The organism is Vicinamibacteria bacterium, assembly GCA_035570235.1.
GTDB lineage: Bacteria > Acidobacteriota > Vicinamibacteria > Fen-336 > Fen-336 > DATMML01.
In genome coordinates this window covers 154,729-179,551 of sequence record DATMML010000137.1, presented here as the reverse complement: position 1 = coordinate 179,551, position 24,823 = coordinate 154,729, and the positions used below count along the sequence as shown (strand labels likewise).

Annotated in this window: 21 protein-coding genes, 2 rRNA genes and 1 riboswitch; of the genes, 13 read left to right on the top strand and 10 right to left on the bottom strand. The window is 67.9% G+C overall.

Annotated features, from left to right (window positions below; genetic code table 11):
• The 7 genes from VN461_24290 to queA form a co-directional block, all read left to right on the top strand.
• Positions 1 to 951, top strand: a 23S ribosomal RNA gene (locus tag VN461_24290); the annotation flags it as partial.
• Positions 952 to 1,034: 83 nt separating this feature from the next.
• Positions 1,035 to 1,151: ribosomal RNA gene (gene rrf / locus VN461_24285) — 5S ribosomal RNA — on the top strand.
• A gap of 122 nt (positions 1,152 to 1,273) precedes the next feature.
• Positions 1,274 to 2,029 (top strand): YebC/PmpR family DNA-binding transcriptional regulator, encoded by a 756-nt coding sequence (locus VN461_24280; GenBank protein ID HXB57902.1) that lies wholly within the window; start codon positions 1,274 to 1,276, stop codon positions 2,027 to 2,029.
• Positions 2,030 to 2,041: 12 nt separating this feature from the next.
• Positions 2,042 to 2,569, top strand: a complete 528-nt coding sequence (gene ruvC, locus VN461_24275) for a crossover junction endodeoxyribonuclease RuvC (GenBank protein HXB57901.1) — start codon at positions 2,042 to 2,044, stop codon at positions 2,567 to 2,569.
• The gene (gene ruvA / locus VN461_24270) at positions 2,566 to 3,156 is read left to right on the top strand and encodes a Holliday junction branch migration protein RuvA (protein ID HXB57900.1); all 591 of its coding nucleotides are present in this window, start codon (positions 2,566 to 2,568) and stop codon (positions 3,154 to 3,156) included. The genes ruvC and ruvA overlap by 4 nt, the downstream gene beginning before the upstream one ends.
• An 11-nt stretch (positions 3,157 to 3,167) precedes the next feature.
• Positions 3,168 to 4,196: a Holliday junction branch migration DNA helicase RuvB gene (gene ruvB, locus VN461_24265; protein ID HXB57899.1), complete on the top strand. Its 1,029-nt coding sequence runs from the start codon at positions 3,168 to 3,170 to the stop codon at positions 4,194 to 4,196.
• A 3-nt stretch (positions 4,197 to 4,199) separates the two neighbouring features.
• Positions 4,200 to 5,231, top strand: a complete 1,032-nt coding sequence (queA, locus tag VN461_24260) for a tRNA preQ1(34) S-adenosylmethionine ribosyltransferase-isomerase QueA (GenBank protein ID HXB57898.1) — start codon at positions 4,200 to 4,202, stop codon at positions 5,229 to 5,231.
• A gap of 10 nt (positions 5,232 to 5,241) precedes the next feature.
• On the opposite strand, the gene VN461_24255 is transcribed toward queA, so the two are convergent.
• On the bottom strand, positions 5,242 to 5,805 hold the full coding sequence (locus VN461_24255) for a hypothetical protein (GenBank protein ID HXB57897.1): 564 nt from the start codon (positions 5,803 to 5,805) through the stop codon (positions 5,242 to 5,244).
• Between the two features lie 227 nt (positions 5,806 to 6,032).
• Between VN461_24255 and VN461_24250 the strand changes: the two genes are divergently transcribed.
• Positions 6,033 to 6,566, top strand: a complete 534-nt coding sequence (locus tag VN461_24250) for an HNH endonuclease (GenBank protein ID HXB57896.1) — start codon at positions 6,033 to 6,035, stop codon at positions 6,564 to 6,566.
• 21 nt (positions 6,567 to 6,587) lie between these two features.
• Entirely contained in the window at positions 6,588 to 7,697 is a 1,110-nt protein-coding gene (locus VN461_24245) for a DUF4388 domain-containing protein (GenBank protein HXB57895.1), read from the top strand.
• A gap of 31 nt (positions 7,698 to 7,728) precedes the next feature.
• Here VN461_24245 and VN461_24240 read toward each other — a convergent pair whose 3' ends face one another.
• Positions 7,729 to 8,217: a hypothetical protein gene (locus tag VN461_24240; protein ID HXB57894.1), complete on the bottom strand. Its 489-nt coding sequence runs from the start codon at positions 8,215 to 8,217 to the stop codon at positions 7,729 to 7,731.
• A gap of 45 nt (positions 8,218 to 8,262) precedes the next feature.
• Complete coding sequence (gene aroF / locus VN461_24235) at positions 8,263 to 9,276, bottom strand: 3-deoxy-7-phosphoheptulonate synthase (protein ID HXB57893.1); 1,014 nt, start codon at positions 9,274 to 9,276, stop codon at positions 8,263 to 8,265.
• Between the two features lie 80 nt (positions 9,277 to 9,356).
• On the opposite strand from aroF, the gene VN461_24230 reads away from it, so the two are divergent.
• Positions 9,357 to 10,871 (top strand): amino acid permease, encoded by a 1,515-nt coding sequence (locus VN461_24230; GenBank protein HXB57892.1) that lies wholly within the window; start codon positions 9,357 to 9,359, stop codon positions 10,869 to 10,871.
• A 109-nt stretch (positions 10,872 to 10,980) separates the two neighbouring features.
• Here VN461_24230 and VN461_24225 read toward each other — a convergent pair whose 3' ends face one another.
• The 7 genes from VN461_24225 to VN461_24195 all read right to left on the bottom strand — a co-directional run bounded on the left by VN461_24225 (position 10,981) and on the right by VN461_24195 (position 20,229).
• A complete protein-coding gene (locus tag VN461_24225; GenBank protein HXB57891.1) occupies positions 10,981 to 14,310 on the bottom strand; it encodes a glycoside hydrolase family 44 protein in 3,330 nt (1,109 codons plus the stop codon).
• A 49-nt stretch (positions 14,311 to 14,359) separates the two neighbouring features.
• Positions 14,360 to 14,434, bottom strand: a riboswitch (cyclic di-GMP riboswitch).
• Positions 14,435 to 14,561: 127 nt separating this feature from the next.
• Positions 14,562 to 15,719, bottom strand: a complete 1,158-nt coding sequence (locus VN461_24220; GenBank protein ID HXB57890.1) for a zf-HC2 domain-containing protein — start codon at positions 15,717 to 15,719, stop codon at positions 14,562 to 14,564.
• Complete coding sequence (locus tag VN461_24215; GenBank protein ID HXB57889.1) at positions 15,716 to 16,309, bottom strand: sigma-70 family RNA polymerase sigma factor; 594 nt, start codon at positions 16,307 to 16,309, stop codon at positions 15,716 to 15,718. Before VN461_24215 ends, VN461_24220 begins: the two co-directional genes overlap by 4 nt.
• Positions 16,310 to 16,425: 116 nt before the next feature.
• Positions 16,426 to 17,061, bottom strand: a complete 636-nt coding sequence (locus VN461_24210; protein ID HXB57888.1) for an OmpA family protein — start codon at positions 17,059 to 17,061, stop codon at positions 16,426 to 16,428.
• 55 nt (positions 17,062 to 17,116) lie between these two features.
• Positions 17,117 to 18,043 carry a VWA domain-containing protein gene (locus VN461_24205; protein HXB57887.1) on the bottom strand — a complete coding sequence of 309 codons (927 nt, stop codon included), beginning with the start codon at positions 18,041 to 18,043 and terminating at the stop codon, positions 17,117 to 17,119.
• Positions 18,044 to 18,133: 90 nt separating this feature from the next.
• Complete coding sequence (locus VN461_24200) at positions 18,134 to 18,466, bottom strand: PilZ domain-containing protein (protein HXB57886.1); 333 nt, start codon at positions 18,464 to 18,466, stop codon at positions 18,134 to 18,136.
• Positions 18,463 to 20,229, bottom strand: coding sequence for a GAF domain-containing SpoIIE family protein phosphatase (locus VN461_24195; GenBank protein HXB57885.1), 1,767 nt, complete (start codon positions 20,227 to 20,229; stop codon positions 18,463 to 18,465). The genes VN461_24200 and VN461_24195 overlap by 4 nt, the downstream gene beginning before the upstream one ends.
• 42 nt (positions 20,230 to 20,271) lie before the next feature.
• Here VN461_24195 and fabZ point away from each other — a divergent pair, with 42 nt between their 5' ends.
• The 3 genes from fabZ (at position 20,272) to VN461_24180 (ending at position 24,726) form a co-directional block, all read left to right on the top strand.
• Positions 20,272 to 20,733, top strand: coding sequence for a 3-hydroxyacyl-ACP dehydratase FabZ (gene fabZ, locus VN461_24190; GenBank protein HXB57884.1), 462 nt, complete (start codon positions 20,272 to 20,274; stop codon positions 20,731 to 20,733).
• A complete protein-coding gene (locus VN461_24185; protein ID HXB57883.1) occupies positions 20,733 to 21,509 on the top strand; it encodes a pseudouridine synthase in 777 nt (258 codons plus the stop codon). The genes fabZ and VN461_24185 overlap by 1 nt, the downstream gene beginning before the upstream one ends.
• Positions 21,510 to 21,810: 301 nt before the next feature.
• Positions 21,811 to 24,726, top strand: a complete 2,916-nt coding sequence (locus tag VN461_24180; protein HXB57882.1) for a TonB-dependent receptor — start codon at positions 21,811 to 21,813, stop codon at positions 24,724 to 24,726.
• Positions 24,727 to 24,823: the final 97 nt, after the last annotated feature.

Sequence of the window (24,823 nt, the reverse complement as noted above, 5' to 3'; positions counted from 1 at the left end):
AAGTTCCGACCTGCACGAATGGCGTAACGATTTGGGCGCTGTCTCAACGAGGGGCACTGCGAATCTGTAGTACCGGTGAAGATGCCGGTTTCCCGCAACTAGACGGAAAGACCCCGTGCACCTTTACTGCACCCTAGCCTTGAACTTGGGTGCGTTCTGCGCAGGATAGGTGGGAGGCTTTGATTCCGGGCTCTCGGGCTCGGAGGAGCCGACGGTGAGATACCACCCTTGACGCTCTTAGGTTCTAACCTACTCCCCTTATCGGGGAGAGGAACATGGCTAGGCGGGTAGTTTGACTGGGGCGGTCGCCTCCTAAAGAGTAACGGAGGCGCCCGAAGGTTCCCTCAGGCTGTTTGGAAATCAGCCGTCGAGTGCAAAGGCACAAGGGAGCTTGACTGCGAGACCTACAAGTCGAGCAGGTGCGAAAGCAGGGCTTAGTGATCCGGTGGTTCTGAATGGAAGGGCCATCGCTCAACGGATAAAAGGTACGCCGGGGATAACAGGCTGATCTGGTCCAAGAGTTCACATCGACGACCAGGTTTGGCACCTCGATGTCGGCTCATCGCATCCTGGAGCTGTAGCAGGTTCCAAGGGTTGGGCTGTTCGCCCATTAAAGCGGTACGTGAGCTGGGTTTAGAACGTCGCGAGACAGTTCGGTCCCTATCTGTTGTGGGCGCAGGAGACTTGAGAGGAGCTGTCCTTAGTACGAGAGGACCGGGATGGACGAACCTCTAGTGTACCAGTTGTCTCGCCAGAGGCACGGCTGGGTAGCTATGTTCGGTCGGGATAAACGCTGAAAGCATCTAAGCGTGAAGCCCACCTCAAGATGATGTCTCCCGCAGGGTAACCTGCCTAAAGACCCCTTGCAGACGACAAGGTTGATAGGCCCGGTGTGCAAGAGCAGTAATGCTCTCAGCTTACGGGTACTAATCGGTCGTGAGGCTTGACCATAATGTTTATACTGTCGGAAACCGTGAAGGGCATCGTTGCCTACGACGGTCAGGATCTTCGGGAGTCTTGTTTGACAAGTTCATCCCGGTGACCATGGCGGAGGGGTCACACCCGTTCCCATTCCGAACACGGCCGTTAAGCCCTCCAGCGCCGATGGTACTGTCAGGGTAGCCTGGTGGGAGAGTAGGACGTTGCCGGGATTTTTCCTTCATATCGAGCCCCGGCGTGCACGCCGGGGCTTTCTGTTTTTTGGGCGGAGGCGCGTGCGCTGGCCCCGCTCTCGGTGCTAGACTCTGGCCAGAGAAGCGAGCAGGAGAGTGGCATGTCCGGACATTCCAAGTGGGCCTCCATCAAGCACAAGAAGGGCGCGCTCGACGCCAAGCGCGGGAAAGTCTTCACCAAGATCATCCGCGAGATGTCGATCGCCGCGCGCATAGGCGGGGGTGATCTGGGCTCGAACCCGCGCCTCCGGACCGCGGTGGACAAAGCGAAGAGCGTCAACATGCCCGCCGACAACATCAAGCGGGCGATCCAGAAGGGGACAGGCGAGCTGGAAGGCACCTCCTACGAGGAGATCACCCTCGAGGGCTACGGACCGGGGGGGGTCGCCATCCTGGTGGAGGGCACGACCGACAACCGGAACCGGACCGTCTCCGAAATCCGACACGCCTTCACCAAGTACGGGGGTAACCTGGCCACGGCGGGAAGCGTGTCCTACCTCTTTAAGCCCCGCGGGTTCATCGCCATCGCGCACGACAAGGTGAGCGAGCTGAAGCTGATGGAGCTGGCCTTGGAGGCGGGGGCCGAGGACATCGTGGCTGCGGGCGAGACCTGGGAGGTCTTCACCTCCCCCGGCGCCTACGAGTCGGTTCTGGAGGCAGTCAAGAAAGCGGGGCTTGAGCCGGAGGAGTCTCAGCTCGGGAAGTACGCGGAGAACAGCATCACGCTGGAGGGTGCCAAGGCCCAGCAGATGCTGAAGATGATCGAGGCTCTCGAGGACAACGACGACGTGCTGAACGTCTGGGCCAACTTCGACGTCTCGGATAAGGAGATGGAGGCGGCTGCCGCCGCCGGCTAGACGCCACCGGGCATGATCATCCTCGGGGTCGATCCCGGATCCCTCCGCACTGGATACGGAGCCATCGACACCGACGGCCGACGCCACCGTCTCCTGGAAAAGGGCGTCCTCGCTGCCCCCCCCCGCCTGGACCTGGCCGACCGTTTGCGCCTCATCCACGCGGGGGTCGCGGAGCTGATTTCCCGCCTCCGCCCGGCCGTGCTCGCGGTGGAGGACGTCTTCCACTCCGCTAACACCCGCACCGCCCTCGTGCTCGGCCACGTCCGGGGCGTCGTGCTCCTGGCGGGAGCGGAGGCGGGCTTGGCCGTGCATGCCTTCTCCCCCGCCACCGTGAAGGTCCAAGTCACCGGGTTCGGCCGGGCGGAGAAGACCCAGGTGGCCTTCATGGTCGCCCGCCTCTTGGAGCTGCCTGGAGAGGGAGAGGCGGGCGACGCCGCGGACGCCTTGGCGGTGGCGCTCTGCCACGCCCACCTGAGCCTGCTCGGCGCGGCCGCTTTCTCCCCCTCTCCCGACGGGGGCAAAGCGGGACTCCGCTCTTGATCGGCCACCTCCGGGGACGCCTCCTACGGAAGGGACCGCAGGAGGCGGTGGTGGACGTGGTGGGCGTGGGCTACCGCGTGGCCATTCCCCTCTCCACCTTCTACCGCCTCGGGGAGGAAGGCGCGGAGGTGAGTCTCCGCATCCACACCCATGTCCGGGAGGACACCCTCGCCCTCTACGGCTTCCTGAGCGCCGGCGAGCAAGCCCTCTTCGAGCGCCTGATCTCCGTGGCGGGGGTAGGGCCCAAGCTCGCGGTCAACATCCTCTCCGGCATCGAGGCTCCCGAGCTCCTGGCCGCCCTTCGCGGAAGCGACCTTGCTCGCCTCACCCGGATTCCGGGGGTCGGAAAGAAGACGGCCGAGCGCCTGGTCGTGGAGCTGAAGGATCAAGTGGCTGGCCTACTACCCGCGACGGAGCCGGCCCCCGCGGAGGGAGGCGCCAGGGAGGACCTGGTCTCCGCCCTCCTGCACTTGGGCTACTCCCGCCCAGAGGCCGAGCGGGGGGTGGACAAGACCCTGCGCGAAGGCGGGGACGCCCGCTTCGAGGACCTGCTGCGGCGGGCCCTGCGGATACTCTCGGGACGCTAGAGGCCTGAAGCGTGACCGACCCCCGCCTCGTCTCCCCCCGCCCCCTCGACGACGACCTTCGCTTCGACCAGTCGCTCCGCCCCCGGGACCTCGACGAGTACGTGGGTCAGCCCGCCGTGGTGGCCAACCTCCGGGTAGCCATCGAGGCCGCGCGCAACCGCGGCGACGCCCTGGACCACGTGCTCCTCTTCGGTCCCCCCGGAGTAGGCAAGACCAGCCTGGCCCACGTGATCGCGGCCGAGCTCAAGGTTCCTATCAAGGCTACCGCCGGCCCCATCATCGAGCGGGCGGGCGATCTGGCAGCCCTCCTCACCGCCCTCGACGCCCGCGAGATCCTCTTCGTAGACGAGGTCCACCGCCTGGAGGCCAAGGTGGAGGAGATCCTCTACCCCGCCCTCGAAGACTACCGCCTCGACCTCATGATCGGCACCGGCCCCGGCGCCCGCTCCATGAAGATCCCCCTCAAGCCTTTCACCCTCATCGCCGCCACCACCCGGGCGGGGCTGCTCACCGCTCCCCTCCGCAGCCGATTCGGCATCGTCCACCGTCTTGATTTCTACAGCGAGGCCGATCTCGAGTTCATCGTGAACCGCTCCGCCCGCATCTTGGGCGTGCCCATCGAGGCTGCAGGCGCGCGCGAGATCGCGCGCCGCAGCCGGGGCACCCCCCGCATCGCCAACCGCCTCCTGCGCCGGGTGCGCGACTTCGCCCAGGTGCGGGCCGACGGCGCCATCACGGCCGCGGTGGCGGAGGACGCGCTACGCCTCCTCGAGGTCGACGCCCACGGTTTCGACGAGGTGGACCGCAAGCTGCTCCTCACTATCATCGACAAGTTCGGGGGGGGGCCGGTGGGAGTGGGCGCCCTGGCCGCCGCCATCAGCGAGGAGGCGGACGCCATCGAGGACATCTACGAACCCTACCTGCTGCAGATCGGCTTCCTCGACCGCACGCCCCGCGGGCGCATCGCCACCCGCCGGGCCTACGAGCACTTCGGCCGCGTGCCCCCAGAGGGCACCCCCGGGCAGAAGCAGCTGTTCTGACCCTTGCGGATCGACGCCTTCGATTACGCTCTGCCTCCCGGCGCGATTGCCCAGGAGCCGCTGCCGGACCGCGCCGCCTCCCGGCTCATGGTCCTGGACCGCGCGCGGGCGGAGGTTGGTCACCGGGTCGTCCGCGACCTGCCCGCGCTCCTCTCCCGGGGTGATCTCCTCGTCGTCAACCGTAGCCGCGTCTTCGCCGCGCGGTTGCTCGGCCAGCGGGAGGGGGGGGGCCGGGCGGAGGTGCTGCTGATCCGCCCCCTGGGCGACGGCGTCTGGGAGGCGCTGGTGCGGCCGGGCCGCCGGCTGCGCGCGGGCACGCGCGTGATCGTGGCCGAGGATCTCGCCCTCCGCATCGAGTCGTCGGCTACGGGGGACGATTCCGCGCGCCGCCGCGTGCGGTTGGAGTGTGCGGGCGATCCGGCCGTGGTCCTGGAGCGCCGGGGCCACACTCCCCTTCCCCCCTACATCCGGCGGCCGGACCGCCCCGAAGACCGGGAGCGCTACCAGACGGTCTACGCCCGCGAGACGGGCAGCGTGGCCGCCCCCACCGCGGGCCTCCATTTCACGCCTGGGCTCCTGGCCGCGCTGGAGGCGCGCGGCGTGGAGCGCGCGGAGGTGGTGCTCCACGTGGGGCCGGGCACCTTCCGGCCCGTGCACGTGGCCCAGGTGGAGGACCACCGTGTGGAAACCGAACCCTACCGGGTCCCCGCGGAAACCGCGGCCGCCCTCCGCCGCACCCGGGCTCGGGGCGGGCGTGTGGTGGCGGTGGGCACGACCACCGTGCGCGCGCTGGAAACGGCGGCAAAGGAAGGCGAGGTCAGTGAAGGCGAGGGCGAGACCGGCCTCGTGATCGTTCCCGGCTTTCGCTTCCGGGTGGTGGACGCCCTTCTCACGAACTTCCACCTGCCCCGCTCCTCCCTCCTGCTCCTGGTCTGCGCCCTCGGGGGCCGCGAACGGGTCCTCGCCGCTTACGAGGAAGCCGTCCGCGCGGGCTACCGCTTCTACAGCTACGGCGACGCGATGCTGATCGTCTGAGGAGAGGGGCTCAGGGAGCCAGGCGGCGTTCGCTCATGGCCTCGGCGAGCAGGGTCTCGTACCGCCCCAGCTCCTCCGCGGAGGCCAGGAGGACGTAGACCCGCCGCAGGCTCGTCCCCAGCTCGGCCGCGGAGTAGCAGACCTGGCTGAGCACGTTCAGGAAGCGCTCCGCGCTCAGCCCCCCGTGGGCGGTGCCCACCGGTTGGACGCCCAGGCAACGCACACCCCGCGAGCGGGCCTCCTCGAGCGCGGTGAGCAGGGCCGCAAACACGTGTTCTTCGCAGGTCGGCGGAGAGTGCTGGAAGTCGTACACCACGGCCTGGAAGACGAGCGGGAGGCCAGGGCGCCGGGGGCCCACCACGACCGAGCCCTGGGCCCGGGGGGTGGTGGTGGCCGCGGCCGCCGCCACCGCTTCCCCGGGGCTCTCCCCCGTTTCCTCGATGACCGTCACCTCCCCCATGATCAAGTTCACATCCTGGGGGACCACGAGCACTTCTGCACCCGCGGGGGCCTCATCGCCAAGGGCGAGCTCCAGATCGAGCCCGTTGCCGAAGCGGAGCCGCCGCCTCGTCAAAGGCGTCCTGTCGCGGGTAGCGGGGAAGGGAAGCGGGGCTTGCGTTCCCGGCGCGGGATGCCCAACTGCACCTCGCCGAACGCCAGCAGATTGTGGCCCAGAGCTTGGCCCCCCGGCGGCCAAGAGATTGTATCCCCCCCCAGGGAGCCGGGTCAATGCCGGGGGGGCGGGGGCCCGAGTTGACAGCCTTCGGGCCCAGGGGCACAATTTTTTGCTGGACCCGCCTCATGGAGCACACCCTCGTCCTCAACGCCACCTACGAACCCCTGAGGATCGTGTCCTGGCAGAAGGCCATCACCCTTCTCTTCCAGGGCAAGGTGGAGGTCATCGCCGTCTACGACCGGGAGATCCGCGGCGTCACGGTCCGGGTGAAGCTCCCCTCGGTGCTTCGTCTGCTCCGTCACGTCCGGATGAAACGCCCCTTCGCGGACGTTCCCTTTTCCCGCACCAATGTCTACGCCCGCGACGACCACCGCTGTCAGTACTGCGGACACCGCTTCTCGCCCGGCCAGCTGACCTTTGATCACGTGATCCCCGTGGCCCGCGGGGGACACAAAGGCTGGGACAACATCGTGACCTGTTGCATCCCCTGCAACCGCCTCAAGGGCGATCGCACCCCCGAGGAGGCGAGCCTCCGCCTCATCCGCAAGCCCCGCCGTCCGGATGCACTGCCCTCCCTGACTTTGAGCCTGGGCCTGCACCGCGCTCCCGAGAGCTGGCGGGATTACCTCTTTTGGGACCTCTCCTGGGATCGGGGCTGACCCTTCGGGTCGCCTCCGTCAATGGGCCTAACCGGCAACCTCAAGACGATGGCCCTCCCCGACATCCTTCAGTGGATCGCGGGTGGACAAAAGACGGGCACCCTGCACATCGAGCGAAGATCCATCCAGAAGCGCATCGTGGTGCGGGACGGGCTCATCTTCTCCTCCTGGTCCAACGACCCGCGTGAGTCGCTGGGCCAGTTCCTGATCCGTCTTCGCCTGGTCACGGAGGAGCAGCTCTTCAAGGCCCTGCTCGCCCAGGAGGAAAAGGGGCGCCTGATCGGCTCCGTGCTCGTCTCCGAAGGCGTGCTGAAAGAGGAGGACCTGCGGACCGCCCTCAAGGCCAAAGCGGAGGAGACGATCTACGACCTGTTCCTGTGGTCGGAGGGCCAGTTCGAGTTCAAGGAGGGCGAGTTCCCGCAGAACGTCCTTATCCATTTCGAGAGCCAGGTCACCCCCGTGATCATGGAGGGCATCAGGCGGGTGGACGAATGGGGACGGATCAAGACCGTTCTGCCCTCCATGGCCCTCACCCTTCATGTCCAGGGAGCGCCGGTTGCCATCGAGGATCCCGTGGATCGCCAGATCCTGGGTCTGGCCGCGGCCGGCAAGACCCTGGCCGAGATCAGCCTCGAGCTGCGCCGGTCGGAGTTTGAGACCGCGGCCCTCGCCTTCGACCTCCACAGCCGGGGCTTGGTGACAGTGGACCAGCTTCGGGAGGAGGGGCCCAGCCCCGATCCCATCGGGGCTATCCAGGGCCTGCTCGGCCTCGCCTACCAGCGCCTCCAGGAGAAGCGCTACGACGCCGCGATTCAGGCCTACGAAGAGGTGCTCGCCCTCGACCGCCTGAACCAGAATGCGAAGAAGGGGATCATCGCAGCCGTGGAGGCCCGGAACCGAGACAAGGCGCTGCGCTCTGTCCCCCTGACCAAGGTGCCCGTCCTCGCCATGGACCTCGTTTCCCTCACCCGTGAGAACTTCGACCCCCACGAGGGGTTCGTGCTCTCTCGGGTGAACGGGCAATGGGACGTACAGTCGATCCTGAAGCTCTGCCCCATGTCGGAGGAGGACGCCCTCCTCATCTTCTCGCGCCTGCTCGAGAGGAAGGCGATCGCGCTCAAGGACGCCTGAGCAGGCCCGGGGACGCCCCGGACGCCGGGTGTCAGGTGCGTCCTCCCCGGCCGCCAAACGTCGTACGGACATCGCGGGCGACCGCCCGCCAGAAGGGCAAGCCCGCGGCCAGGAGCGCGAGGAGGGCCGTGGCCACGGCAATGGCCTCCAGGCTCTCGCGCCCCTCCGGAGACCAATAAACGTCGGCCAGCCGCAGCCAGAGGGCGAACTCGTCCAGGGTCAGGCCCAGGGCCACGCCGTAGGCGAGGGCGAGGCGGAGATGCCACGCGGGTGCGCGCGTGGCCAGGGCCCCGAAGCCCACCAGCATCAAGAGCAGGATGCCCCAGAAGAGGTGGTGAATGTGGAGGCCGCTCTTGGTGACGAGATCACGAAAAGGGAGGATGTGATAGTGGATGCAGTAAGTGACGCCCCTGACCACGGCCAGGGTCAGGAGAAAGGCGAGCAGGGCGCGGATCGCGATCTGCCGGCTCAGGCTGAGGTGTTGATGGTAATGCTGACGCCAGCGCCCGGTGACCCTCATGGAACTCGGGCCCCTCCTCCCTGGAACAGCTCCTGAACCCGCGGGCTAGAGCCCACGCCCGATAACGGGAGCGATCTGGCGCAGCTCTTTGACCAAAGCCCCGAACATGTCGGGGGTGATGGACTGGGGGCCGTCGGAGAGGGCGCGGCTGGGGTCGTGGTGGACTTCCACCATCAACCCGTCCGCCCCTACCGCCACCGCGGCGCGAGAGAGAGGGGCCACCTTGTCCCGCCGCCCGGTGCCGTGGGAGGGGTCCACGAGGATGGGCAGGTGGCTGAGGTCCTTCACCGCTGGCACCACCGAGAGATCGAGGGTGTTGCGCGAGAAGTCGGAGAAGGTGCGCACCCCCCGCTCGCAGAGCACGACCTCGTAGTTGCCTTCGGAGAGGATGTACTCCGCGGACATGAGGAACTCCTCAAGGGTGGCGGACATGCCCCGCTTCAGAATCACCGGCTTGCGGGCCCGGCCCGCGCGCTTCAGCAGTGAGAAGTTCTGCATGTTGCGGGCCCCGATCTGGATGGCGTCGGCGTAGCGCTCCACGAGGTCCATGCTCTCGCCGTCCACCGCCTCCGTGACCACGGGGAGCCCGGTCGCCTCCCGGGCCTCGGCCAGGAGTTTGAGCCCTTCCTCGCCCAGCCCTTGAAACGAGTAGGGGCTGGTGCGCGGCTTGAAGGCTCCCCCCCGCAGCAGGTGGGCCCCGCTCTCTCTGACCATGCGGGCCACGGTCAGTATCTGGTCCCGAGACTCGACCGCGCAGGGTCCCGCCACCAGAACCAAGCCCGCTCCCCCCACCCGGACCCCGCCTATGCTCACCACCGTGTTCTCGGCTTTGACCTCCCGCGACACCAGCTTGTAGGCGTGGGAGACGGGGATGACCTCGAGCACGCCGGGAAGGCCTTCGAAGGCGGGAAGGTCCTCGGCCGACCGGTTCCCGGTGATGCCGATCGCGGTCCGCTCGCCGCCCGGCACCGGGTGGGCCTTGTAGCCCCGGGCCTCGATGGCCGTCACCACTCCCCGGATCTGCTCCCGGGTCGCGTCCTTCCGCATCACCACCAGCACGCGGTCTCACCTCCCTGGCCGGTGATTGTAGACGAAAGCCGCCATGCTATGATCCCGCACCTCGTGTCCACCCAGGAGCCATGACGAACGCCCTCTTCCGGACCAAGGGCGTGGCCGATATTCAGGCCACGCTCGACGAGGCGGAGGGAGTTCACGGCCTCAAGCGCACCCTTTCCGCCTTCGACCTCGTGATGCTGGGCATCGGGGCCGTCATCGGGGCGGGTATCTTCTCGGCCATCGGCACCGCCGCGGTGGGGGAGACGGCAGCGGACGGCACGGTCACGCGGCTGGGCGCGGGCCCCGCCCTCGTGCTCTCTTTCGTTCTCCTGGGCGCGGTCTGCGCTCTCGCCGGCCTCTGCTACGCCGAGCTGACCGCCCTCATTCCCATCGCGGGAAGCGCCTACACCTATGCCTACGCCACCCTGGGGGAGCTGGTGGCCTGGATCATCGGCTGGGACCTCATCCTGGAGTACGCGGTAGGGAACGTGGCCGTGGCCATCGCCTGGTCCAACTACTTCACCTCCTTCTTGCGTGTCTTCGGCATCGAATTCCCCTTCTGGCTCTCCCACAGCTACCGCAACGTGCTCTTCTCATTCCCGGACCGGATGGGGGAGCTTCCCTTGCTCTTCGGCCACCGCCTCGGGCTCAACATCCCCGGCATGGTGATCGTGGGCTTCATCACCTGGCTGCTCGTGATCGGCATCAAGGAGAGCGCGCGCGCCAACAACGCGATGGTAATCCTGAAACTCGGGGTCTTGGCCCTCTTCGTGGGCGTGGGCGCCCTCTACATCGAGCCGCGCAACTGGACGCCCTTCGCACCCAACGGCTGGGCCGGAATCCACCAGGGCGCGGCCATCGTCTTCTTCGCATACATCGGCTTCGATGCCATCTCCACGGCGGCCGAGGAGACAAAGAACCCCCAGCGCAACATGCCCATCGGGATCCTTGGCTCGCTGGCCGTGTGCACGGTCATCTACGTCGTGGTGGGGCTGGTCGCGACCGGACTTGTGCCCTACCAGCAGCTCAAGGGATCGGATCCGCTGGCCAAGGCCTTCGAGGTGGCCGGCCTCCACTGGGGCCAGGCCATCATCTCCCTGGGCGCGATCATCTCCATGACCGCGGTGCTGCTCGTGTTCCAGCTCGGGCAGCCGAGGATCTTCTTCTCCATGAGCCGAGACGGGCTGCTCCCCGTCGCGTTTCGGGCCGTGCACCCGCGCTACCGCACGCCCCACGTGACCACCATCATCACGGGGGTGGCCGTGGCCGTGGGCTGCACCCTCCTGGACGACGCGGAGACCTACGATCTCACCAACATCGGCACCCTCTTCGCCTTCCTTATCGTCTGCCTGGGCGTGCTCGCCCTGCGCGTGAAGGATCCCGGGCGGCCCCGCCCCTTCCGGGCCCCCCTCATTTGGTTCGTGGCTCCCGCGGGTGCCGCCTCCTGCCTTTACATCATGCTGGGCTTGCCCTCGGCGGCCTGGGTGCGCTTCGGCGTCTGGATGCTCATTGGGGGCGCCCTCTACGTCGCGTACGGAAGGCGCCACAGCCGGCTCGCCGCCAATCCCGCAACCGCCAACGCCCCCAAGGCGGGCTGAGCCCGCGCGCTGATGCATCGGGCGGAGAACGACCCCCCACCCGGGGCGGGTGGTGAATAGTGGGGTGCTTCCGCGCCCGAAAGCCCTGTCTCGCCGGGGTCCCTCGTCCTCAGTAATTCACGGGGGTGAACCCGCTGCCGCCGTAGGCGAAGGAGACGGTTGTGCCCGTCGTCGATTGCCGGATGAACCAGAGCCCGCTCGCCTCGTGATACACGGCGATGTCGGCTTTCCCGTCGCCGTCGTAGTCCGCGGGGACCGGGGTGTAGGCTGACCCGCCGAAGCCCTGCACGATGTCCGGCCCCGCGCCCGAAGGCCGGATGTACCAGAGGCCACTCGCGGGGTGAAAGACGGCGAGATCGGCCTTGCCATCGCCGTCGTAGTCGCGGGGCACGGGCACGAAACCGGGGCCGCCGAAGCCGGTAGTGGTGACCGAGCCGGTCGAAGACTGCTGGATGAACCAGAGACCGCTCGCCTGGTGGTAGACGGCCAGGTCCGTCTTTCCGTCTCCATCGTAATCCTTCGGCACGGGGGCGTACCCGGTGCCCCCGAAGCCGACGGAAACCGAGGTGAGGGTCGTGCTCTTGTTGATGTACCAGAGTCCGCTCGCCTGATGATAAACGGCGAAGTCCGTCTGTTGGTCTCCATCGTAGTCGGCGGGAACCGGTGTGAAGCCGGGGCCCCCGAAGCCGTACGAATAGGTCGCGCCCGTCGAGGACTTCCGGATGAACCAGAGCCCGGAGCTCTGGTGATAGACCGCCACGTCGGGGATGCCGTCCCAATCGAAGTCACCCGACACGGACGCATAGCCCGTCCCTCCGAGGGACACAGAGAAGGTCGACGCCGTCATCGATTTCCGGACGTACCAGAGCCCGTTGGCCTGGTAGTAGACGGTGGGATCCGCCCGGAGGTCGTTGTCGAAGTCGGCCCCTCCCTGGCCCAGGCGTGAGCCGGGAGGCTTGTCTCCGACGGAGACGGGCTGGGTCGAGTTCCCCCAAGGATTGCTCACCCCGTCCATGGCCTGGACATACGACTGGAGATACGAGTTGGTCGCGCTGCCGCTCAGCCTCTGGAGGGTGCGCACCGGGAACCGGATCTCGAGCGTAGAGCCCATGGGTAGGGCCCACGGTCCGGGGTGTGCCGGATCAGTCGAGTCCACCGTCCAGCCGTGAGTCCCCTGGCTCACGGTCTGCGGGCACCCGGTCACGATCGGGGTGGTCACACCTCCTGGGCTCGTGGAGAAGCAGAGGACGGGGTGCCCGGCGCTGATCTCGAACTGGGTGGACGGCGGGAGCAGCACCTCCACGTGGACCGAGGTCCCCGCGCAGGCATTGCCCACCGTGCTCACGACCACGCGGGAGTAGTAGATGTCGCCGACCCGGGGGAAGGTGACGTCCGTGATGCCGATGTAGCCGACGTACTGGCTGGTCAAGTGCTCGACCGCTCCCGTGCCGCAATTCGAGTGAGAGGTAACGCCGCTTGTGCCGTCCTCCCACCCCCGGGTGGGGGGGACGTGGACGATAGTTCCCGTGCCCTGAGGCTTGGCGATGGTGGCCGCGGAGGGCGTGCTCAGGTTGACGAGGAACGCCTTGTCGACGAGACGGGTTGCGCCTATGACCTGAACCGTAACGACCTGCGCGGTGGTTCCAGGGGAGAAGGAGAGGGTGCCCGTCGCGGCCACGTAATCGGCGCCGGCGGTGGCAGTGCCATCCGCGGTGGCATAGGCGACGGTGACGGTCTGAGCGCTCGCCGCGGATAGGCTGACCGTGAAGATGGCGCTGGTCGGCCCCGCCACGATGTCATTGATGGAGAGGGCGGGCGGTGCCGCCGATGGGGGAATGACGAACAGCGTGACGCTCTGGGCGGGAAGCGTAGCGCTCAGGGCCGAACCCGACAGGGTGGCGTCGGCGAGGCGCGTGATCGCATTGCTCGACGTGAGCTGCCAGACCTGGGCCGTCCCCGCGGCGACGAAGTTGGCGAGAGGGAAGGAGACGGCGGTCGTGCCCGTGAGGACCTTGTTGACGGCCATGATGGTGAGGGCGCCATCGGCGGTGCGTTCGGCGGCGAATACGGCCAGCGTGTCGGGGCTGGGGGCGGCCGCGGAGACGCTGGTGTCACCGAAGCCGGAGCCCGAATTGTCGTAGTTGCGGTACATCTTGATGGAATTGTAGGTGGGGCTGGCGGCGGCCGGCGTCGTCCACCGGGTGGCCAGGTTCAAGCCCTCCCGCCCGAAGATGCCCAGGATGTCGGCCTGGGCGGTGGCCCCGTTGATGTGTCCCTCGGCGCCCCAGTTGTACTCCGTGATCCCGATCTCGGTGCCTGGATAGTACGTCGTCACCCAAGCCTTGAGGCGCGGAACGAGCCGAACGGTGTCCGCGATCCAGCTCTCGTCGACGTAAGCGGGATCCCAGAGGGAGCGGGTCGAACGGTTGCGCCGCAGCTGCATGGCGGTGGAGGTGTCGTTTCCGAACTCCCCGCCCTGCGGGTAGTAGTGCACGGTGAAAACGTCCAGGAGGCGCTGGCCGGTGGAGACGTCGTGCTGGTGCAGCTGATCGAGGACCCAGGGCAGGTAGTCCCAATTGCCGTGGGCTGCCCGGTCGGGCAGGGAGGACCAACCATGCTGCGCGCCCCACTGCTGGTCGTAGCCGCTGTAGAGGTAGCCCGACCAGCCCCACTCCTCCGGTCCCACGATCAAGGCCCCGGCATCCTGGGCCTTGATCCGGGCTCCGTAGTCCAGGATGTCGTTCTTGATCTCGTCCATGGTGGCGCCCGTGGGGTGGACATCCCGATGGGTGGAGTGCCAAATGCTGGGCTCGTTGTCCAGGATGTAGTAGAGGAGCCCGCCGTTCGCCGCCGTGCCCCACCGCGACACGAGGTGTTGCACCCAGCCCTGCTGGAAGGTCGAGTTCGAAGCGACGCTGGCGTCGTTGGGGTCGTTGCCGGTGACGGGCTGGCCGGTCCCGCTGGAGATGCCGTTGCCGGCGTCGGGGAACCATTGGGAGTCCGCGCCCGTCTGGGGTCCGTACTTGGCAATCGAGAAACTCGCCAGCTTTCCACGGCTCGGGCCCAGCTTCCCCACCCAGCCGATGGTGGGGATGGTGAGCAGGGGCTGGGCGCCACCCGACTTGGCCTGGGAGATGAAGGTGTCGGTGGCGTCCCCGGCGTTGGGGCTGCTGTAGGCGATGCTCTCGAAGTACCAATCGGCGCCCCGGTTGTCCGCGTTCTGCTGCCAGTTGTAGCGGCTGGTGTTGTTGCCTCCCCAGCGCGAGAGCGGGCAGCGCAGGTCGGTGATGGAGGCCGGATCGGGATAGGCCAGTCCGTAGATTCGGGGGTCGATCGGGTGTCGACCCGCCGCCGCATCGACGGGGACGCTGACCGCCTGGGCGTGAGCCCGGCCGGCGACGAGGATGAGGACCAGGACACAGCCGCTCGTGCCCTTCACGGTGAACCTCCCTGTTCCGGCCCGTGACGGGCTCGGACCATTGAAGGCTCCTGGTGGCTCGGCTGGCCCTGGGGGCCCCGTGGCTCTGCGTCTCCGGGTTACCCCGGGTTTGCTCTGAGCAGGAGCGGATCGGGCCCTAGACCCGAGTATTGGGTGAAGTGTACCGCTGGCCCGCGAGCGACTCAGTGACCCGAATCACGGGTCTGGCGTAGGGTCGGCCTTGCCACGTCAACCCCAGTCTGGACCGCCGCTTAGGGCTGCAGCCCCAGCGCCTCCAGCACCGCCCTTACTCGAGCGGCTTGAGCCGCGTCCTTGCGCTCCAGGTAGGCCCGGGCGTCGTCCCGCACCCGAGTCAAGTCGTCCGGGTCCGAGCCGAGCCGATAGGCTTGGGCCCCCGTCTCCACCACCCTAACCCTGGCCTCGTCGGCGGGGGCGCCCTCGGGGTGGAGCCGGCTGAAGGACCTCCAGGCCTCGCGCAGCTCGCGTGCCTCTGCGAGCGTCTGCGCAGACCGGAAGAGAAGGTTACGGTAGAGGCGGTCCGCCTCCAGGGGTGGGCTCGGGGTGGCTCTCTTCAAGGCCACTTCCGGCGCCGCCTCGAGTTGCCCTTTGGCCCGCACGCCGCGATCCTGGCCCGCTGGGGGTCGGGCGCTGTCGAGCGAGGCCGTCCCGGACTCCCGTTCCGTCAGGTTCCGCCCTCCCGATGGCTTTGCTTCATCCTTTTCTTCAGCAGCGGGCTTTTCAGGAGCGGGCGCGGGGGCCGCGAAAGGCTTGGGCTCGGGCGCCCGACTCTCCGCGAGCAGGCCGGCGGCCGGGGGCGGAGTCCCCGGCGAGGCCGCTGCCGTCCCTCCCCGAGCCAGCGCATCTGCCGGCAACTCGCGCCCGCCAACCATTCCCGGCGGCAGGCCCGCGCTCCCCTCGGCCCTCGTCTCCGGCTTCGGCATGCGCGCCGGGAGCTCGGCGGGGCTCGGCGCCGCCTTGGCGGGGGAGGCCGCGGCGGGGGCTTGTAGAGCCGCGGCGGGTGGGGTGGCGGCGAAGCCGGTCGCGGGAGAGGCCTTCTCCTCCTGCGGCGATCCCCCGGGGAGACGAGACCGCATCAGGGTGAGGGGCGCCACCACGGCCAGGAGGGCGGCGGCCGCCGCCGCCCAAGTCCAGGCCGGCACACGCCAGGAGGCGCGCTCGCGGGTATCCCCCTCCAGTCGACGCCGCACTCGTCCGGGGAAGGCCGAGAAGTAGCCGGCCGGAGGCTCCGCCGGCAGCTCCCGCGCCGCCGCGTCCACGATCCCCAGCGCCTGGAGCCGGCGGGAGCACTCTTCACAGCCGGCCAGGTGCTCGGCCACGAGGGCGCGGTCCGGGGGCGAGAGCTCACCGTCCAGGTAGGCGGAGAGCCGGTCCAGCACGTGGGCGCTCATCGGTGTTCCCTTCCCGACCGGCGCAGGGAAGTGCCCAAGTAAGGAGACAGGGCGTCGCAGAGGCGCTCGCGGGCGCGGAAGAGGCGGCTCATGACCGTGCCCGGGGAGATGCCCAGGGCCTCGGCGATCTCGAGGTAGGAGAAGTCCTCCACGGTGCGGAGAACGAAGACCGCGCGCTGCTCCAGGGGCAGGCCCGCCACGGCCCGATCCAGCACCTCCCGGGCCTCGCGCTCGAGCACCCCATCAAGGGGATCGTTCCCCCGGGCAGGGGTCTCGCTGTGGCCCTCGGGGAGGCCTTCCTCCCGGGCGTGCGGGGAGCGGACGTGGTTGACGGCGAGGTTGGCGGCGATGCGGCAGATCCAGGGGCCGAAGGGGCGGGCGAGATCAAAGCTGTCCAGGGCCTGGTGGGCCCGGATAAAGGCCTCCTGGGCCACGTCATCCGCCACGTCGTGGCGGCGCACGATGCGCAGGGCCACGCCGTAGACGCGGCGCTGGTAATGCTTAACGATCTTCTCGAAGGCAAAGAAATTCCCCCCCTTCGCCTTAGCCAGGAGGTCTGACTCGCCCCGATCGCCCTCTGCCAGCTTCATCGAAGCGCGCCCATGCGGGCCGGAGTGGTCGCCTCCACGAAGGATACCGCCGGGGGGGCGGCGGCATTCCATTCCCCGGAGCGCTGCCCTGCCCCGGGGCTCGACGCGGAAAGGCTCTACTCCAGGACCCGGATCACCACCCGCCGGTTCTGGGCCCGGTTCTCCGGGGTCTTGTTGTCAGCCACCGGCTTGCTCGGCCCGTACGAGATCACGGAAAGGCGGGCCAGGGCAATGCCGTGGGTCTTGGCCAGGTAGTTGCGGACGGACGTGGCCCGCTCCTCCCCCAGCTTCATGTTGTAGTCCTCCGGCCCCGTGGAGTCGGTGTGGCCCTCGATCTCGAAGTACACACCCCGGTTCTCGGCCTTGTAGGGGGCGATGGCATCGTCGATCAGCTTCTTGGCCTCGTCGCTGATTTCGGCATGGTTCATGGGGAAGCGAACCTTGTCGTTGGAAAGGGTCACGGTGTAGATGAGCTTGCCCTTGGCCGCCTTCTCCGCGTCCTGGGCCTTGTTCATGGCCTGCTGAGCGGAGCCCTTGGCCTCCGTCACCCCCGCCTGGGCGGTCTGGACGCCCTTATCCACCTGGTCGATCCGGACCTCCGCCCTCTGAACCCGCTGCTCGGTCTTCTCCACTTCCGCGGAGACGGCGTCCACTTTCTTGTTGATCTCCCCCACCTCGCGCTGCACGTACTTGTTGGTCGCACAGCCCGAGAAGGCTGCTCCCGCAAACAACGTCACCACGATGGCTCTCACCAAGACCTCCTTATTGTGGGCGAGTTTCTCGCCCGGACGACGTCATAAACCTACCCTAGGACGCTGGAACGTAGCCGCTGCGGGTGCGCACCACCACCCCTTTCCGCGTGGAGCGCACCTCGACACGGCGGAAGCGGGCCGGACCCTCGGGGGGGTCGTAGCCCAGCCGGTACTGATGCTTGAGCTCGCCCGCGATCTGGGTGGCGGCCCGCCGTAGCCCGTTGAAGTCGCTGATGCTGAAGGCCGCCCCCCCGGAGAGGGACGCGTAACGGGCGAGCACCGCGCTTCCCACCGACGCCGGGCTCGGCTTCTGCCGACCGACGAACAGCGAAGAGGACGGATCGTCGAGGGGCGACACCACGGACACCGCGTAGATCGGGACGTCGAGGGCGCGGGAATGGGCGATCACCTCGTCCGGGGTGTGCTGGCTCGCCGTGTCCATGCCGTCGGTGATCACCACCACCGCCCGACGGCCCTCCCCGTGGCTGGCCAGATCCCGCGCCGCTCGGTCGAGGGCGTCGTGGAGGGCGGTGGAGCCAAAGGGGACGATTTCGTCGAAGGCCTTCTTGATCCGCTCCCGGTCTCGCGTGAAGGGAACGAGCCCCCAGTAGTCTTGGTCGAACCCGGCGAGAGCGATCTCGTCCTCCGGTCCCAGCGAGCCCAGGATCTGGTAGGCGGCCATGCGGGTGCTCGTGACTTTCAGCTCCGTGTTCATGCTCCCGCTTGCATCCACGAGCAGGAGCACACGCGCCGGGAGGTCCCGGCCTTCGGAGAAGTGGGCAAGCCTCTGGGGGCGCCCCTCCTCGAAGATCTTGAGCTCCTCGGCCCTCAAGTCCGTCACCGGGCGTCCCTTGCCGTCCACGGCGGTGGCCGAGAGCACCACGAGCTCCGCGCCGGTGGAGAAGCGGGGCACCTGTCCCCAGGACGCCGCGGGGAGCGCCGCCAACAAGGCTAGAGCACGCAAACCGTTCTCGGACAACACGATATCTCTGATGGAGCGCGCGAGTATACCCGATCGGCCGCCTGTCCGCACTGTGATGGGGGTCACGCAGTCCCGGGCATCCCTCAGGGATCAGCCGCCCTGCTGGAGGGTGATGAAGAACTCGATGCGGGTCTCGGCGGCCGAGGTCAGGTTGGTGAAGAGGACGGCGATGTCGTGGCCCCCGTGGTCTCCTTCCCCCAGCCGCACCACGCGGCCGGCCACCTGGAGCGGCCCCCCCGTTCCGGGGAGGGCCAGGGCCAGCGCCACGTCGCTCCCCAGGGTGGCCGCGCGCTGGCTCTCCACGAGGGCGGCGTCGCGGCAGAGATCCTTCAGGATCCCGGCGAAGGTGTCGGCGCCGCTCGTCACGCGCACGGGCACGTTCACCGAGAAGCGGGGGCTCTTGCGGCGTTCCGGCTGGCTCATAGCACCTTCACCACGATGAGGGTGACGTCGTCGGTGGGGACGGCGTCCCCCATGAACCGGTCCACGTCCTCCAGAATCTTCTCCCCCAGGCGGGGCGCGGGCAGGCGGGCATGCTCCTCGATCTGGCGGCCCAGGCGGGCCACTCCGTAGTCTTCGCCCCCCCGCCGGGCCTCGGTGAGGCCGTCCGTGTGAAAGACGAACACGTCCCCGGCCGACAGCTCGAGCTCCTTCTCGTCGTAGGCCACGCTGTCGAAGCAGCCGAGGGGGAGGCCGCCCACCTCGACGGGAGCGCTGCGGCCGCTGGCCGCCCGGTAAAGAATCGGATAGGGCAGGCCCGAGTTGGCAACGCGCAGGGCACGGGCGCGGAAGTCAAAAAGGGAGTATCCGAGCGTGCAGTAGAGCCCCTCCACCCCGCGCCGCCGCAGCGTCCGGTTCACCGCCATCATCAGGTCGGCGGGGCCCCGCCGCTGGAAGGCGCGGGCCCGCACCGTGCCCGAGGCGAAGGCCCCGTAGAGGGCGGCGGGGACGCCCTTGCCGGCGACGTCGCCCGCGGCCACGCCCAGGACCCCCTCCCCCATGTCGAAGAAGTCGTAGAGGTCGCCCCCCAGCTCGCGGGCGGGGCGGAAGTGGGCGGAGGCCTCCCAACCCGGCCCGGAAGGACAGTCCTCGGGGAAGAGCCCACGCTGGATGCCCTGGGCAATGATGAGCTCCTTGTGCAGCCGCTCCTCGTTCTTCTTGAGCTCCGCGTAGAGGCGGGCGTTCTCAACTGCCACCGCCACCTGGCTGGCGAGGGGAGTCAGAACCTTCACATGCTCCTCGGTGAAGCGATCGAGCACGGGCGACTCCAGGTCGAAGACCCCCACCACCCGGTCCTTGTGGACGAGCGGGACCACGAGCTCGGAGCGCGTCTCCGGGACCAGGCCCAGATAGCGCGGGTCCTTCGTCACGTCCCCCACCAGCACCGGAGCCTTGGTGCGGACGGCGGCCCCGCAGAGCCCCTCGCCCGCCTTGAGCCGCTGCTTCTCCTTGGAGGTCCCCAGGTTGACTGCCTTGCGCAGCACCAGCTCCCCCCGCTCCTCGTCCATGAGCAGGATCCCGAACATCTCGTAGTCGATCACACGCTTCACGATCTCCGCCACTCGGTGCAGCAGCTCGTCCAGGTCCAGGATGGACGCGGTCTCCTTGCCGATCTCGTAGAGGGTGGCCAGCAGCCCGGCGTACCAGCGGGTCTCCCGGTAGAGGGTGGCGTTGGCGATGGCCACGGCCAGGTGGTTGGCCAGGACCCCGAGCGCGGTGCGGGCGGCGGGACTGAAAGCCTCCACGTCCGGGCCTTCGATGTTGAGTACGCCCACGAGCCGGTCGCGATGGACGAGGGGAATGGCCAGCTCCGCCACCACCCCCGGGAAGAAGGAGACATAGCGCGGATCCTGGGCCACGTCGGGGACGAAGATGGGCTCCCGAAGCTGGGCGGCCGCGCCCACGATTCCCTCCCCGGGCCGCAGGCGAAACTGCGCCACCGACTCCGGGGAGTGTCCCTCGATGAGGGCGGGGGAGAGCACACCGTCCGCGTCGGGAAGGAAGATGTCGAGGATCTTATAGTCTACGATGCGGCGGAGCTGCTGGGCGATGGCGGAGAGCAGCTCATCAGGGTCGAGGACGGAGTTGATCTCGCCCACGAGCAGGAGCAGCTCTGCCAGCAGCTCACCGGGCAGGGGCGGACTGTGCTTGACACTCTCCGATCCGCGCACGGGCCATGTTAACACGGGCCCTTCTCGGCCCCGGGGGAGGTGTAGACTAAGCCTCCAATGACCGTGGCCACCGCCCTCAAGCTGCCCCTGGAGATCGAGGACATCAAGGCCATCCTGCCCCACCGCTACCCGTTCCTGCTCGTGGACCGCATCATCGAGTTCGAAGCCGACCGCCGGATCGTGGGCGTCAAGAACGTCACCTCCGACGAGCGGTATTTCATCGCCGGACCGGGGGGGGTGCCCATCCTTCCCGCCTCCATCCTGACCGAGGCCATGGCCCAGGCGGGGGCTGTGCTGATCCTGGCCAAACCCGAGAATCGCTCTCGCCTCATCTACTTCATGGGCATCGATCGCGTGCGCTACCGGCGCCCGGTGGCGGCGGGAGACCAGGTCTTGCTGGAGGGGACGGTGTTGCGACTGCGGAGCAAGATGGGGAGCCTCCGGGGCGTGGCCCGGGTGGCGGGTCGCGTCGTCTGCGAGGGCCAGATGACCTTCGCCTTGAGCGACAAGCCGCAGTAGTGTCCCTGCCCCCGCGCGGCTCCCCCCGCGGTCGTTCCCCACAAGAAGGCCCCGCTCCCGTCTCGCTCGCCCGGGCCCTCTCCAAGTTCGGCGTCTGCTCCCGAACGGAGGCGGCGCGATGGATCAAGGAGGGGCGGGTGCGCGTCTCGGGCCGGGTCGTGAAGCTGCCCGAGCGACGGATCGATCCCCGACGTGAACGGGTCACAGTGGACGGAGAACGAGTGGGGGATGACACGGAGCGAATCGTGATCGCCTTCCACAAACCGCCCGGCCTCGTCACCACGCGCAAGGACCCCGGCGGCCGGGCCACCGTCTACGACCGCCTCGGGGACGTGGGCCGCTGGGTCTTCCCGGTAGGCCGGCTGGACAAGGACACCTCCGGCCTCCTCGTCCTCACCAACGATCACCGCCTGGGGGAGCGGCTCACCGACCCAAGGCACGAGGTGGCGAAGACCTACCACGCGCGCGTGGGGGGGGTCCCGGGCGAGGTGGCGCTGCGCATCCTGCGGGAGGGTGTCGCCCTACCCGATGGCACCGTGACCCGCCCGGCGCGTGTGCGACCCCTGGGCGCGGCCCGGGGGGGGCACTCTTGGCTGGAGATCGTCCTCACGGAAGGCCGGAACCGTCAGGTCCGACGGATGTGCGCGGCGGTGGGACTCCCGGTGGAAGAGCTGGTACGGGTCAGAGTGGGTGACCTGGCTTTGGGCGAGCTGGCTCCCGGCCGCTGGCGGCGATTGGGACCGGAGGAGGTCGCCCGGCTCGAGCGATCGCGGTGACCCGTCCCTTCTGATCCCACCTTGCCGGAACAAGCTTACCTGGAGTGTTGGTGAGCGTGCTTAGCCCGACTCAACATGTGTCCAAATCTATGGATTCACGGAACCGATCGCTACGACCGGATGGAATGAGCCAGTGGAGATGGATGTCCATCGGCAGGTCGTAACTATCGTCCACTAAAGTGATTATTGCCAACGTGGCGATCTGGGGCCTGCCGACTTGGCGTGGCCCGCGTTTTGCTGGGATGCGTTCAACCACTTGTTCCTAGCAGCCCGCCTCATCCCAAGGAGGAGGTTGTCTGATATGAAGAGAATCGCGCTTAGCCTAGTGGTGTTACTGGCCACGGCCCTTCCCATCCATGCCCAGCTCGCCACCGGCAATGTCTACGGTACCGTCACCGACGAGTCGGGCGCGGCCCTGCCCGGCGCCAGCGTGACGGTCAAGGGGCCCGGGGGCACCTTCACCACCATCTGTGGCGCCGACGGCCGGTTTCGAGTCCTGAACCTTGACCCCGGCGCTTATCAGCTCACGACTACACTCGTCGGCTTCGCCACCGTCACCCGCGAAAACGTGGTCGTGGCCACCGGCACTAGCGTCGACATCACCGTAGGACTAAAGGTCGCCTCGGTCGCGGAAACCCTTACCGTGACCGCGGAGACGCCGGTCCTCGACGCCAAGCGCACGGGGACCGCCACCGTGTTCACGCAGGACGAGCTCGCGAAGATCCCGAACTCCCGCGACCCCTGGGCGCTGCTCCGCACCGTCCCCGGAGTGGTCATGGATCGGGTCAACATTGCCGGCAACGAGAGCGGCCAGCAGTCGGCCTACCGCGCCAAGGGTGCCTCCGGAAACGACGGGGTGTGGAGCCTGGACGGCGTCAACGTCACCGACATGGCCGCCATCGGCTCCTCCCCGACCTACTTCGACTACGACGCGTTCCAGGAGATCCAGATCTCGACCAGCGGCAACGACATCCGGCAACCGACTGGGGGGGTGGGGATCAACTTCGTGACCAAGCGCGGCACGAACGACTTCCACGCCACCGTGCACGGCTACTTCACCAACCACGACCTCGGCGCCTCCAACGTCCCCGCCGAGCTGCAGACCGCGGGCGTGCATGGCCTCCTCGTCCCCGTGACGGCCGACACCGCGAACCACAACGATCAGGTCGCCGACTACGGGTTCGACGTCGGGGGGCCCATCCTCAAGGACAAGCTCTGGTTCTGGGTCTCCTGGGGCAAGCAGGACATCCGGCTCGTTCGCTCCGCGGGAGCCCTCATCGACAAGACGATCCTTAAGGACCAGACGGTCAAGGTGAACTGGCAGGCCGGCTCGAGCGACATGGTGAGCGGGTTCTGGTTCCTTGGCGACAAGCAGAAGTTCAATCGTGCCCCGGGGGCCTGCGCAGGCTGCATCGAGCCATCCTCCGCCACCTGGAACCAGAGCGACGCTTTCCCCGACAGCCGGCCCCACGGGCTTCTGAAGCTCGAGGACAACCATACCTTCAACCCCAACTTCTTCACCTCCGTGAGGTTCGCGTACTACGGGACGGGCTTCCAGCTCTTTCCTGTGGGCGGCCTCAGTGGCGAGGCCGGCCTCGCCCCGCGACTTGGGCAGACCTTCGGCACCACCTATCTCAACCTCAACGTGCGGCCGCAGTACATCGCGAACGCCGACGCCAACTACTTCCTCGGGAACCATGAGATCAAGTTTGGCGGGGGATACCGGTGGACGGAGGCCCTGACGGAGACTCTCTACCCCGGCGACCTCGTGGAGGCGGAGGATTTCTCGGCCACCAACCAGCGCGCCCGCCTCTACCGCGCGGGGCTGGGCGTCAACCGGACCTTCTACACGAGCGCCTACGTGGGCGACACCTTCACCAAGAACCGCCTGACCCTGAACCTCGGCCTGCGCTTCGACCACCAGACGGGCCGCGCGGCCCCGACGAACATCCAGGGCAATGGGGCCTTTACCAACGTCGTTCCCGGCATCAACTTCCCCGGTTATGACGCGCCCTTCGCCTGGAACGACCTCTCGCCCCGGGTGGGCGTGACCTACGCCCTCGACAAGGACCGCAAGACGCTCGTTCGCGCGTCCTACGCCCGCTACGCGACCCAGCTCGACACCGGCACCGTAGGCTTCGCCAACCCGAGCGGGGCGGCGGGCTGGGCGGAGTATCCGTGGAAGGATCTCAACGGTGACCACTTAGCGCAGCCGAACGAGGTGACGATCACGCCGACGCCGCTGGCTACGGGGGGTGGCTTCAACCCCGCGAACCCGACCGCGGTGACGTCCTCGAACGTGATCGACCCCAATCTGCAGGCGCCGCTCACGAATGAGGGCGTCTTCGGCCTCGACCGCGAGCTCTTTCCGAACCTCGCGGTGTCCGTCACCTACACCTACCGCAAGTTCACGCGGTTCATCTCCTTCCCGCGCGTGGGCATGACCCCGGCCGACTTCGCGGCCGGCGCAGCCTTGACGGGAACGCTCACCGATGGGACGGCCTATAGCGTGCCCACCTTCATCCCGAACGTGGCCAAGGTTGCGGCGGGTGGCAACGGCCGGTTCCAGACAAACGACCCCAACTACTCTCAGACCTTCAACGGGATCGAGTTCTCGGCCACCAAGCGCCTGGCCAACAAGTGGATGGCCCGCGTCGCCGCCGCCTGGAACAATCACGAGGAGTTCTACACGGGCACGCCCGCGGCGAGCAATTTCCAGAACTTCGGCGGCCTCTCGGCCGGCAACCCGACCGCTCTCGACACGGATCCTCTCATCAGCGGCGGCCAGGTCGCGCCCCGGAGCGCCGGGAGTGGCAGCGGCGATATCTTCATCAACGCCAAATGGGCGGTGAACGCCAACGCGCTCTACCAGCTCCCCTGGGACCTGGAGATCGCGGCCAACCTGTTCGGCAGGCAGGGCACGCCGTACCCGCTGTTCGTGAACGCGGCCCTCGGCCAGGACGGGACACAACGGGTCCTGGTGACGCCCAGCGTCGACTACCTCCGGTTCAATAACCTCTGGGATCTGGACCTGCGCCTGCAGAAGATCCTGAAGTTCGGGCGGGGCAACGCGGCGATCAGCTTGGATCTGTTCAACGTGTTCAACAGCAACACCGAGCTCAACCGTCAGCGCAACCTGAAAGCCACCAACTTCGAGCTGCTGACGGACAACCTCTCGCCGCGGATCCTGCGCCTCGGCTTGAGGCTCGGCTTCTAGCGACGGCACCAAAGACCGCGGGCGCGGGTTTTCCCGCGCCCGCGGGGACGCCTCTCGAGGTCTCCCAGGCCGACTCAACGAGACAGCCGCAACCATG

Excerpts from the sequence above, each read along its gene's own strand:
- VN461_24280 (HXB57902.1), top strand. The coding sequence starts at position 1,274 with ATGTCCGGACATTCCAAGTGGGCCTCCATCAAGCACAAGAAGGGCGCG.
- VN461_24245 (HXB57895.1), top strand. The coding sequence starts at position 6,588 with ATGGGCCTAACCGGCAACCTCAAGACGATGGCCCTCCCCGACATCCTT.
- fabZ (HXB57884.1), top strand. The coding sequence starts at position 20,272 with ATGACCGTGGCCACCGCCCTCAAGCTGCCCCTGGAGATCGAGGACATC.
- VN461_24180 (HXB57882.1), top strand. The coding sequence starts at position 21,811 with ATGAAGAGAATCGCGCTTAGCCTAGTGGTGTTACTGGCCACGGCCCTT.
- VN461_24230 (HXB57892.1), top strand. The coding sequence starts at position 9,357 with ATGACGAACGCCCTCTTCCGGACCAAGGGCGTGGCCGATATTCAGGCC.
- VN461_24215 (HXB57889.1), bottom strand. The coding sequence starts at position 16,309 with ATGAAGCTGGCAGAGGGCGATCGGGGCGAGTCAGACCTCCTGGCTAAG.
- ruvC (HXB57901.1), top strand. The coding sequence starts at position 2,042 with ATGATCATCCTCGGGGTCGATCCCGGATCCCTCCGCACTGGATACGGA.
- VN461_24250 (HXB57896.1), top strand. The coding sequence starts at position 6,033 with ATGGAGCACACCCTCGTCCTCAACGCCACCTACGAACCCCTGAGGATC.
- VN461_24220 (HXB57890.1), bottom strand. The coding sequence starts at position 15,719 with ATGAGCGCCCACGTGCTGGACCGGCTCTCCGCCTACCTGGACGGTGAG.
- VN461_24240 (HXB57894.1), bottom strand. The coding sequence starts at position 8,217 with ATGAGGGTCACCGGGCGCTGGCGTCAGCATTACCATCAACACCTCAGC.
- VN461_24200 (HXB57886.1), bottom strand. The coding sequence starts at position 18,466 with ATGAGCCAGCCGGAACGCCGCAAGAGCCCCCGCTTCTCGGTGAACGTG.